11 protein-coding genes are annotated in these 10,634 nt (G+C 27.8%); 4 read left to right on the top strand and 7 right to left on the bottom strand.

Annotated features, from left to right (window positions below; translation table 11 throughout):
- Positions 1–396: 396 nt before the first annotated feature.
- Entirely contained in the window at positions 397–3,099 is a 2,703-nt protein-coding gene (locus BM384_RS11925; protein ID WP_090013882.1) for a hypothetical protein, read from the bottom strand.
- A 124-nt stretch (positions 3,100–3,223) separates the two neighbouring features.
- Here BM384_RS11925 and BM384_RS17700 point away from each other — a divergent pair, with 124 nt between their 5' ends.
- The 3 genes from BM384_RS17700 (at position 3,224) to BM384_RS11915 (ending at position 4,759) form a co-directional block, all read left to right on the top strand.
- A complete protein-coding gene (locus BM384_RS17700) occupies positions 3,224–3,391 on the top strand; it encodes a hypothetical protein (RefSeq protein ID WP_175537361.1) in 168 nt (55 codons plus the stop codon).
- Positions 3,392–3,668: 277 nt separating this feature from the next.
- A complete protein-coding gene (locus tag BM384_RS11920; RefSeq protein WP_090013880.1) occupies positions 3,669–4,340 on the top strand; it encodes a Crp/Fnr family transcriptional regulator in 672 nt (223 codons plus the stop codon).
- On the top strand, positions 4,337–4,759 hold the full coding sequence (locus BM384_RS11915) for a cytidine deaminase (RefSeq protein WP_090013879.1): 423 nt from the start codon (positions 4,337–4,339) through the stop codon (positions 4,757–4,759). The genes BM384_RS11920 and BM384_RS11915 overlap by 4 nt, the downstream gene beginning before the upstream one ends.
- Before the next feature lie 72 nt (positions 4,760–4,831).
- Here the strand turns inward: BM384_RS11915 and BM384_RS11910 are convergent, their stop codons facing one another.
- Positions 4,832–5,014 (bottom strand): ferredoxin, encoded by a 183-nt coding sequence (locus BM384_RS11910; RefSeq protein ID WP_090013884.1) that lies wholly within the window; start codon positions 5,012–5,014, stop codon positions 4,832–4,834.
- Between the two features lie 140 nt (positions 5,015–5,154).
- Entirely contained in the window at positions 5,155–5,919 is a 765-nt protein-coding gene (locus BM384_RS11905) for an alpha/beta hydrolase family protein (RefSeq protein ID WP_090013876.1), read from the bottom strand.
- A 110-nt stretch (positions 5,920–6,029) separates the two neighbouring features.
- Here BM384_RS11905 and BM384_RS11900 point away from each other — a divergent pair, with 110 nt between their 5' ends.
- Entirely contained in the window at positions 6,030–6,383 is a 354-nt protein-coding gene (locus tag BM384_RS11900) for a DUF6568 family protein (RefSeq protein WP_090013874.1), read from the top strand.
- Between the two features lie 54 nt (positions 6,384–6,437).
- On the opposite strand, the gene BM384_RS11895 is transcribed toward BM384_RS11900, so the two are convergent.
- From BM384_RS11895 to BM384_RS11880, 4 genes are all read right to left on the bottom strand, one after another.
- Positions 6,438–6,962: a 2'-5' RNA ligase family protein gene (locus BM384_RS11895; protein ID WP_090013872.1), complete on the bottom strand. Its 525-nt coding sequence runs from the start codon at positions 6,960–6,962 to the stop codon at positions 6,438–6,440.
- 28 nt (positions 6,963–6,990) lie between these two features.
- A complete protein-coding gene (locus BM384_RS11890; RefSeq protein WP_090013870.1) occupies positions 6,991–8,310 on the bottom strand; it encodes a TolB family protein in 1,320 nt (439 codons plus the stop codon).
- A gap of 68 nt (positions 8,311–8,378) precedes the next feature.
- Positions 8,379–9,869, bottom strand: a complete 1,491-nt coding sequence (locus BM384_RS11885; RefSeq protein WP_090013868.1) for a sensor histidine kinase — start codon at positions 9,867–9,869, stop codon at positions 8,379–8,381.
- 18 nt (positions 9,870–9,887) lie between these two features.
- Positions 9,888–10,571: a response regulator transcription factor gene (locus BM384_RS11880; protein WP_090013867.1), complete on the bottom strand. Its 684-nt coding sequence runs from the start codon at positions 10,569–10,571 to the stop codon at positions 9,888–9,890.
- Positions 10,572–10,634 lie beyond the last annotated feature (63 nt).

Below are 10,634 nucleotides of genomic sequence, written 5' to 3'. Positions count from 1 at the left end.
TTAATAAACTATACTTATTGCAAAATGTATTCTAATAATTCTTATCACTTCAATACTGGATATAAATCTGCTAAGAAGGATCTACAAAAATCTAAAGTAATATTTATTTATGAAGCTGTCGCAAGCGGTACGCCGATAGAAGAAATTTTTGAGTCATTAAAAATAGCTTAGGATTCTGTTTGGTTACTTGACTGTAAAATTTTTCAAGTAAAAATGCACTATCATAGTTAGATGTTATATCTCCATCTTCATAATCTGAAGCTGTTACTCCCAATGTTATATCAAAACTATCTCCTTCAGTTATAAATATCTATGATAACCCTTTAAATACTGGAACCTTATTTGTTACTGTAATAGTTCTTATAACTTCTCTTACATTTCCATCACTGTCTTTAGCTATATAAGTATATAAGTTAATTTATAAACTCCATTTGTTCCTGAAGCTGGCTTTTCTACTTTTCCTGTAACCTTTATTTCTACTGTCTTATCTATATCATCTGTAGCTGAAACTCCATCTAGATATCCTTTTGCTATAAATTCATCAACTTCTCCCACTGTTATCTTCTTATCATCTGCTCCAATTATAGTTGGCGCTATATTTGATGTTTTTCCAATAACAATAACTCTTCTAGTCATTTTTGTTATATTTCCATCCTTATCTTGAACTGAATACTCTAAAGTATTTAATCCAACAGGAAGCTCTGATGATTTTTCACTAGGATATGTTATAGAAGTAATCTCTCCATCTTCTTTATCTTCTGCTATAACGTCCTTTGTTAAGTCAACCTCTTCACCTTCTAATATAATTAAATCAGTTAATCCTGAAATAACTGGCGCATGATTACTTACAGTTACTTGTCTTACTACCTTTGTAGATATACCCAAACTATTTTTAACTTCATATACAAGTTCAAAAACTTCACTTGTTCCAAGAGCTGGTCTTCTAGCTTCACCTGTTACCGTTATTTCTGATTTTAAATCTACATTTTCATATGTAGCTGTAACCTTGTCTAATTTTCCAGTTTCATTAAACCTATCTATATCTGATGCACTTATTGTAATATCATCTACACCCTTTATAACTGGTGCAAATTCTTCTGATTTTACAGTAGTTCCTGATAAACTTCCTATTTCATTCAACTTATTTTTTGCAGAAACTTTTACAGTTATATTTTGATTTAAGTACTCTTCAGTAACTTTAAATTCATTATTTGTTTCTTTTAATACTTCATTTCCATCTGCATACCAAGTATAAGTTAGTTCTTCGCAGCCTTCAGTTAAATTTGATATATCAGCAGATATTATACTTCCAACAATAGCACCCTGTGGAAGGCTTACATCTCCTTCAATATCATCACCATCTTTAACTACATATATAGGTTTTTCTATAATTTTATTATTTTTCATATCAGTAACTCTTAAAGTTAACTTTCCATGAACCTTTTCTGGTTTGTAAATTTCTAAAATTACTTCACTATATTCATCATTTTCTAATTCTACATGGAATCTTACCCCTAATGCTGTTGTAAACAAATCAAAGTCATCAAATTCTCCAGTCACATTACCATCTTCATCAATAACCTCAACCTTAAGATGATCTATAGCATCCATTACATCCATATTTTTGCCTTCTTCATCTTGGTACTTAATTTTATAAAAATATTCATTATAAAATTCACCAGGAGCTATTACTGGATTTTCAATTACCTCTGAAGTATTCTCATACCAGTCTATATTAGTTAATTCTTGACCTTCTTTAATGGCAGACCAGCTTTTTGTATTTCCTACCTCAGCTTCTTCTATTCTATAATTAGTATTTCTATCTATAAGAGTAAACTCTCCAGTAGATTTAGAATATGCTTTTACATAGTCATGCCCTTCTTCTAATGGAGCTACATACTCCACTCCACAATTATTTAATCTAGTTGCTCCACTTACAGTACCTATAATATTTAAAGTTTGTTTATTATTTAATAATATAGCAGATCCTTTTATATCATCACTTGATTTAATAGCTCCAATAAAATTCCCATTAATTAAAGGATTCATTGTCAAATTTCTAAAGTCAATTACAGCATTATTTAACAAAGTAGCATTATCAACATTAAATTCACTATTCTTAGGAAGACTTACCCTCGCATTTTCCTCCATATACAAATTATTAATTCCATTAAGATTTAATAGTGCACTAAAGAAATCTTTCTTTAATGTTACATCTAAATTTCCTATATGATTTGTTTTATCAAACTCTGTAACATTAGCTTTAGATGATAGATTTACCTTTACATCTCCTTTTAATATTCCTAAATCTCCACCAGTATATATTGTAGTATCTACTAATTTTCCATTAAGATTAATTTCCACATCCATCTCTCTATCATTCCAGTAATCTCCTGCATATATTCCTGAAATCTTAGTTTCATTAGTAGAATTAATAATATTAATTACAGCTTTTTTTCCCATTTCACCTGTATTTTTATAAGCTCCACCACTTATATAAGGTCTTTTATTCTCTTGATCTGCATTTGTACCAAGTTTAGTATTTACCTTATCTAAAGTTAATTCATGCCCTGCAGCATAGATTGTTGCACCTTTAGCAACTTCTTCTCCTAAAAGTCTTGAATTTATTTTTTTATTTACGCTTCTACCCAAAATAGTTTGCGGAAGCATCTCTAACCTCATATTTTTAAAAGTAACATTTGCTCCTAATTGAATTGGAGATCTTAAATATAAGCCATCGAATTCAGTATTACCTTCTATAGTAATATTCTTATTTATATATAATGGCAGGGGTGATTCATCTACATGTGTTTCATATTTAGTATATAAAACAGTACCTATAAGCTTTATAGTCCCACCATCTTCAACATTTTTTAAAGCAGTACGTATATTTTGATAAGGATTCTCAAAGCTTCCATTTCCATCATTTAAATTTCCTTCTCCACCTGTTACATATATTACTTGCTCAGATTTGTTATTTTCATTTGCTATAAAAACTTCTTTATCGCTATTTTCAATTGCTTTTGCTACTTCAGTTCCTTGAACATTATTCATGGCAATCAAAGTTGATAAAACTAAAAGTGTAAGTTTTTTATTCATAATTTCCCTATTACCCTCTCATATCCCTATATTCTATATTTTCATCATAGTTCATATACTTTTTTTAATTATCGAATCATAAGAAAGAAAAGTTTAACAATTTTCAACATTTCATGTCGAAAATATGCAAAAAAAGAGTTTAGAAACTTGGATTAAATTTATTCAGTGTTTATTAAATCAATACTCTATTTCTAGAACCACAAATGAACTAAATATTTCTATAGGTACAGCATTTATATGGCGCCATAAACTTTTAGATGCTATTAGTGAAAAATATGCTTTAACTACTTAGCAGCTCTTTCCAAATTTATATTTGCACAAATTAGGAAATATCCAGCAAAAATAAAAGGTGGGCATCCTTATTTAAATGCAAACTTTAAAGGACGTCCATCAATACTTTATCGCCTATTTTAACTGTTGCAACTCCTTTTAATTTATGAGGAAAAGCTTTTTCATATAATTAATTTTGGTCATTTGTCCTTAACTTACATTTCAATACTTCTCTTACATAATTATTGTGCTATAATTAGTATACTTTATTCAATGTACTAGAAGTAAGGAGACATAAAATGAATAGCTTATTCTACTTTTTAGATACTTGTCCTAACAATATAAAAAGTAAGTTTGAAAACGTTAATTTTAATACTTTTGACAAGATACTTAAACAAAATGAAATTTGTAATTTTGTATATATTATAAAGAAGGGTAAAGTTAAAGTTTACTCCATAACTCCAACTGGAGTTATATATCTTGAAAGAACCCATTGTGAAAGCGGACTATTTGGTGAATTAGAAATATTTTCTGATATGCCTGTATTAGATTATGTAGAAGCCCTTGAACCTTGTGAAGCTATTAAGATTTCAAAAAAATCCTTCTTTGAATGGATTAAAGCTGACAGCGACTTTTCTCTATATGTGCATATTCAACTTTCAAAAAAAATGTATCATGCTTCTATTAATACAAAAACCAATGCTACTTATAGCTTAAAGTATAGAGTTTTATTTTTCTTATGGAATTTCTTTAATGACCATAATTTAGATAGAGTTTCTAAAGATATTTTGGTTGAAGGCGTTGGCTCAAATATAAGAAGTGTTAATAGAATAATAAAAGAATTGACTAATGAAAATTTATTAGAATATGACAAGGGTTTTGTTAAAGTAAAGGATAAAAATAAGTTAGTTGATATAATTCTTTCTTCTAATCATAATAGTTTATTAGATAAATCAGGAGGTCAACCATGATAGATAAAAAACTTCTAATACAAAAAGCTTTTGATGCTCAAAAATTTTCTTATGCCCCATACTCTAATTTTAATGTTGGTGCAGCTCTTCTTTGTGCTAATGGAAAGATATATGAGGGATGTAATATAGAAAATGCTTCTTTTACTCCAACTAATTGTGCTGAAAGAACTGCTTTCTTTAAAGCAATATCTGAAGGTGTAAAAGACTTTACTGCTATTGCTATAGTAGGAAATCCTAAAGGAGTAAAACAAGGTGAAGGTGAATACTGTGCACCATGCGGGGTATGCAGACAAGTTATGGCTGAATTCTGTGATTTAAAAAACTTCAAAGTAATTTTAGCTAAAAGTATAGATGATTATATAGAATATACTTTAGAAGAAATTTTACCACTAGCCTTTACCGGTAAAGATTTGAAATAAAAAATATGCTTAGGGAAGTATTCTTTAGCTTTTAGTGCTTGTACACTTATACTTTCCTAAGCAAAAAAATTCTTATTCTTCTACAGAAATTGCTCCAACTGGACAGTTGTCACGTGCTTCTAAAGTTGCTGCTTCATTTTCAGGACTTACTTCACCTGCAACAGCTACACCATCTTCTACTGTGAATACTTCTGGACATATAGATTCACATAAACCACAACCGATACATGTATTTTCATCAACAAATGCTTTCATTTTTTCATTTTCCTTTCCTTTTACACCATAAATAGGTGTTTTTTTCATTAGTAAGATTATTTTACTACAATAACTATTGTAATCAATACTAAATATTTGTCAATATTTTCACCATTATTTAGGTTATATTAAAATTAAAGTTAATTTTTATGTTTTTCCATATAATTTATCATATGTTTAACTGCTTCTTTCTCACTACCATTACAAAATCCATGCCCTGCATCTTTTATAATGCTTAACTCTGCCTTTTTATATTTTTTAACTGCCTCTACGGAATAAGATATATTAACTAATTCATCCTTATCTCCATGTATTATAAGTACCTCCTTATCATATCCTAAAATATTTTCATATATATTAAAGTCAAATAGATTTTTATAATACTCCTGCCCTATTCTTAATCCCATTAATTCTTCACTTTCTGGAACATTTTCTATATTTTCATGCCTCTTTTTAGCATCTTCAACTATACATAAAGCAGGATAAATAAGAATCATACCTCTTATAATTTCTTTATTTTCTGCTGCTATAATTGCTGAAACTAAGCCGCCTTGACTTTCACCAATTAAAAATATATTATTTGAATCTATAAACTCAAAATCTTGTAGCATTTCTATAACTACCTTCAAGTCACTTTTTTCTGTAAAGATGGACATATTTAATGAACTTCCTTCACTTTTACTATTACAAGATCCTCCTCTAAAATCAAAACAGCATACAGCATAGCCCTTTTCAGCTAAAGTTTTTGCATAAAATGCTCCTGATTCATTATTGCCATTAAAACCATGAGAAAAAATAATTCCTGGAACCTTACCTTTTGAATCTTTAGGACTATATATTACCCCATAAATTTTTTCTCCATTATTTTTAAAAACTATCTCTTCCCTCTTATATCCCCATTCCACACTGAATTCCTCCTTTTATCTTCAAAACTCTTCCATTTACAATTTTATCACTAGTTGTATACTCTATATAACAAGTTAAATAAAACTTATATAAATAGGAGGTAAAAACAATGAACATGGAAGATTTATTTTATGAACATGTGTCCATATTTAAAAAAATAGAAAGTGATAAAGCTGATAAACTATTAAATTCAGAAGATAAAGTTTTTGTTTTTATTGGTCGTTCAACCTGTCCTTATTGTAGAAAGTTTGCAGTAAAATTAAGCAGTGCTGCTTCTAAAACTAATGCACAAGTTTACTATGTAGATAGTGAAAATTTTGATGATATAAATATACAAGCTTTTAGAGATAAGTTTAACATTAGAACTGTTCCTGGTTTCCTTATTAGAAAAAATGGTGAAGTTGATGTTAGATGTGATTCTTCTATTCCAGAAGAAGAACTTATAGATATATTAGAATCTTAAAATTAAAGGAGATGAAATCTGAATAATTTAATTATTTAGATTTCATCTCTTTTTCTATTTAAGATTCCACTTAATAATCTCTTCATAAGGATTAGTTTTCGATAATCCAATTTTAATTACTTCTCCATTAAAAGTAGAAAAATTCTTTTCTAACTCTTGAAATCCTAAAAGCAGTTCATCTCTACTTAATTTTTTAGCAATAGTTATATGAGGCATCCAGCTAAAAGGAAGATAAAACCTACTTATAGATACATCTTTTATTTTAGATATTTCTTTATTTATATTAACTGACAAATTATGAAGATACTCATTTAAAACTGGTGATAAAAATAGAACTGATGACTTAAATACTCCTATAGATGCTAAGGTTATTTTATCTTTTTCTATATCTTTTATCACACTATCCAGCCTTTTTATAACTTCCTCTTCATTTTGACTTTGAAAAGAAGCAATTGTTATATGAGGTGGAACATTATTTTCCACCATAAAATTATTACCGCTTTTAAAAGCTGTTTTATCTATTAAATTTTGTATTCGTCTTGTAGATTCTTCATCAAAATATAAAGATACTAAGTACATATTTTCTTCCTTTCTCTTAAATTAAGTATTACTTAAAAGTTATAATATTAACTTCATTTTTATCGGCAATGCTAATATAATTTTTTGTAGTAAAACTATCTGTAGTAAAGAATATAATCTTTTTGCTATCACTACTCCATTTTATACCCAATCTACTCTGCTTTATATTATTATATATACATATTCTATTTGTAAGGTTATTTCCATTAATATTAGCAGCATATAAATTCCACTGCTCTTCTCCCTCTTCTTTAACTAAATCCATATAGACAACCTTAGTTTTATCAGGTGAAACCCATATAGTTGATGAATACGATCCTCTCTCACTTTTTACTTTATTAGGAATTACATTATAGAATTTTTCTTCTTCCATATTATATATATAAGTTCCATCAATTCCTTCTATAGTTCCATTAAAAATTATTCTCTTTCCATCGTCCAACACACAATAATCATTAGATTGTATTCCACTATATTTACTGTAATCATGTTTTGAATGATCAACATATGGAAGAGAAAATACTTCTTCTATAGATTCAGTATCCACATTTATTTTGTAAATACCTTGACTACCTATATTTTTCTTATACCTTGTTCCAACAAAATATACTTCTTTTCCATCTTCACTATAATAACTAGGAAGTATAGAAACATGTCTTTCTCCATTATCAACTTTAATCTTTTTTATAGAATTTTCCTCAACATTATACAGTACTAAGTTTTCATTATCATAAGAAATTAATGTACTTCCATCTTTAGACCACATACTACTTTCTGGTTCAAGAAAATCTTCATAATCATAATTTTTAAATACATCACCATCTATGTGTCCAACTTCAGAATTCTTAACTATATCAAATATAGATACATTATCTCCATTTATATATGCATATTTACTTAATGATAAAGCTGAATCAGAAAACATATCTCTTACTTTTGTATTTAATAACCTTTTACTAGAATCCTTTAAATTATATACATATAGTTTTCCATACTGATCATCTTGCTGCTGCCAAAACAAATCATCATCTGTTTTATCAATTTCATCAGGATATTTTTCAAAAAATTCTTCTTTACTTAGCCCTATACCAATAAGTACTTCATTATCATTGATAAAGCCATAATTTCCACTAAATCCTTCAACATCTCCAAAGGCTTCTTTACTTAAAATTTCTAAGGATGAGTCATTTTCATCAATATAAGAAGCTTCACTATCATTAACAACTACTGTCTTATTAAAAGACCTTTCTGCCCTATCATTAAGTATTTTATATCCTCCAAAACCTGCTCCTATAATCACAGCTGGAATCATTATCTTTATTAATAATTGTATCTTTTTCCCCTTCATAAAACTTCACTCCCAAATCAATTTCTTCTTAATATACTCAAATAATACATAATGAGTATTGCCATAATCTAATTAAGTTGTTGCCAATTTGTAAAAAGAGGAATCCTTATTAAAATTTTAGTTCCCACATTAATTTCACTTTCAATTTGAATTTTCCCATCATACTTACTCACTATTGATTTAACTATAGCTAATCCAAGCCCATTTCCCTGCTTTCTATCCTCTAAGGAATTTTCTCCTCTATAAAAGGGGGCAAATATATTCTGTAAAGCATCCTCTCTTATGCCCTTTCCTTCGTCTTCAACAAGCAAATAGCAGTTTTCTTTATCCTTAAATAAATTTATAGTTATGGTAGATTTAACATTACTATACTTTATTGAATTATCAATAATATTAACTATCATACTATTTAAGTCATTTAAGTTAGCATATAAATAGATTTTCTCTTCTAAGTTTTTATTTATACTAATTCCATATTTATCTGCCCTTACCTTCATTTCACTGCATATAGTTTCTATAAGCCTTTTCATCTCTACCTTTTCTCTTAATTCATTACTACATTGAGATTCTAACTTAGATATATTTAAGATATCTATTATCATACTTTTCAATTTATTTGATTCCTTTTTTATCTTAGAAGCTGCTTTAAAAATTAACTTTCCATCTAACTCTTCTTCATCTAAAATCATTTGAGTATATCCATCTATGATAGTTAGAGGTGTTTTAATTTCATGAGTCACATTATCATAGAAAGCTTTTCTATGACTTTCACTTTTAATTAAATCATCCCTATCCCTTTTAATTCTTTCAATCTGATCTCCTATTTTATTTTTCATTATATTAAAGCTGTCTGCTAATTCTCCAATTTCATCCTTAGACTTTATTAGAACTTCACCTTCAAAATTTCCAAGGGCAATTTCCTTTGTTGCCTTATTTAACTTGATTAATGGTATGGTGATTTGTCTTAATAAAAAATAAGTAAATATAAACAACATAATAAATACTGCTACTACAAGAATTTTAATATTAAAAATCATTCCTTCACCATTTAGAAAAAGATCTGTATAATCCTTTGTATATCTTAAAATTCCTATATTATCTCCATTAACGTATAAAGGCTTAGAAAATATAACTTTATATATTTCTCCTGTTTTAGAAATTTTATAGGCAGCTTCTCCATGAATAGCGCTATTTAAATCACTATAATCATCCTCTATAGAAATTCCATTATTTAAATATAAAATTCCATTATTATAATCTGAATCAAAAATAAACTCTCCATCCTTTGAATAAAGTATAATTCTATCATTAATCTTAGAACTTAAAGCTAAGCCTATCTTATTTGGAGTTTCATTTAAATCAATATTCTTATCATTTATAATAAAATATTGATTTAAATACATACTTATATCCCTTTGAGCTGTTAAAAACTCATCAGTTATTATTTTTTCATTATTTGACGCTACAATTTTATTCACAGTAAAAGTTATAAAGTTGAAAGATATACACAAAATAAAAAGAAAACCTGTTACAAACTTATATTTAATCGAAAACTTCATTATATCTCCCCTTTAAAGCTACATTCTATAACCTACTCCAAAAATAGTTTCAATTATTGTTCTATTTCCATCAGTATCAAGCTTCTTTCTAAGTCTCTGAACATGTACATCTACTGTCCTACTTCCACCTTCAAAATCATACTCCCAAACTCTTTCTAATAACTTTTCTCTAGACATTACTATATTTTTATTTTCTGCAAAAGTTAAAAGTAAATCATATTCCTTAGGTTTTAATTTAATAACCTCACCACTTTTAAAAACTTCTCTGCTTTCTTTATTTATTTTCACATCACTATTAACTTCAATAACATGTTCATTTACTACTATAGATTTTACCCCTTCAATTCTTCTAAGACACACGCTTACCCTTGCCATAACTTCTCTAATATCAAAAGGCTTTGTTATATAATCATCAGCTCCTATTTCAAGACCACGTATCTTATCAACAATATCATTTCTAGCTGTAAGCATTATTATTGGTATATTTCTATTTTTACATATCTCCCTGCATACATCATAACCACTTATATCTGGAAGCATTAAGTCTAAAATAATTAAATCAATTCTCTCATTTAATGCAGTATTTATTCCCGTATATCCATTAGCTGCTTCTTTTACACTATATCCTTCCTTCTTTAAATAATGATATATTATATCTCTTATATCCTCTTCATCCTCAATAATAAGTATTGTTTTATTCACTACTAATTCCTCCCAAAATATATGTATAGACCAGTTATACAAAAAAATAAAAAATTTTAAAAA

This window comes from Clostridium sp. DSM 8431 (assembly GCF_900116755.1).
Lineage (GTDB): Bacteria > Bacillota > Clostridia > Clostridiales > Clostridiaceae > Clostridium.
Note: the sequence above shows the minus strand (reverse complement) of the source record. Positions and strands in the feature narration are given on the sequence as shown.

Coding starts and splice junctions, on each gene's coding strand:
- BM384_RS11925 (WP_090013882.1), bottom strand. CDS start 3,099: ATGAATAAAAAACTTACACTTTTAGTTTTATCAACTTTGATTGCCATG.
- BM384_RS17700 (WP_175537361.1), top strand. CDS start 3,224: ATGCAAAAAAAGAGTTTAGAAACTTGGATTAAATTTATTCAGTGTTTA.
- BM384_RS11920 (WP_090013880.1), top strand. CDS start 3,669: ATGAATAGCTTATTCTACTTTTTAGATACTTGTCCTAACAATATAAAA.
- BM384_RS11915 (WP_090013879.1), top strand. CDS start 4,337: ATGATAGATAAAAAACTTCTAATACAAAAAGCTTTTGATGCTCAAAAA.
- BM384_RS11910 (WP_090013884.1), bottom strand. CDS start 5,014: ATGAAAGCATTTGTTGATGAAAATACATGTATCGGTTGTGGTTTATGT.
- BM384_RS11900 (WP_090013874.1), top strand. CDS start 6,030: ATGAACATGGAAGATTTATTTTATGAACATGTGTCCATATTTAAAAAA.
- BM384_RS11895 (WP_090013872.1), bottom strand. CDS start 6,962: ATGTACTTAGTATCTTTATATTTTGATGAAGAATCTACAAGACGAATA.
- BM384_RS11890 (WP_090013870.1), bottom strand. CDS start 8,310: ATGAAGGGGAAAAAGATACAATTATTAATAAAGATAATGATTCCAGCT.
- BM384_RS11885 (WP_090013868.1), bottom strand. CDS start 9,869: ATGAAGTTTTCGATTAAATATAAGTTTGTAACAGGTTTTCTTTTTATT.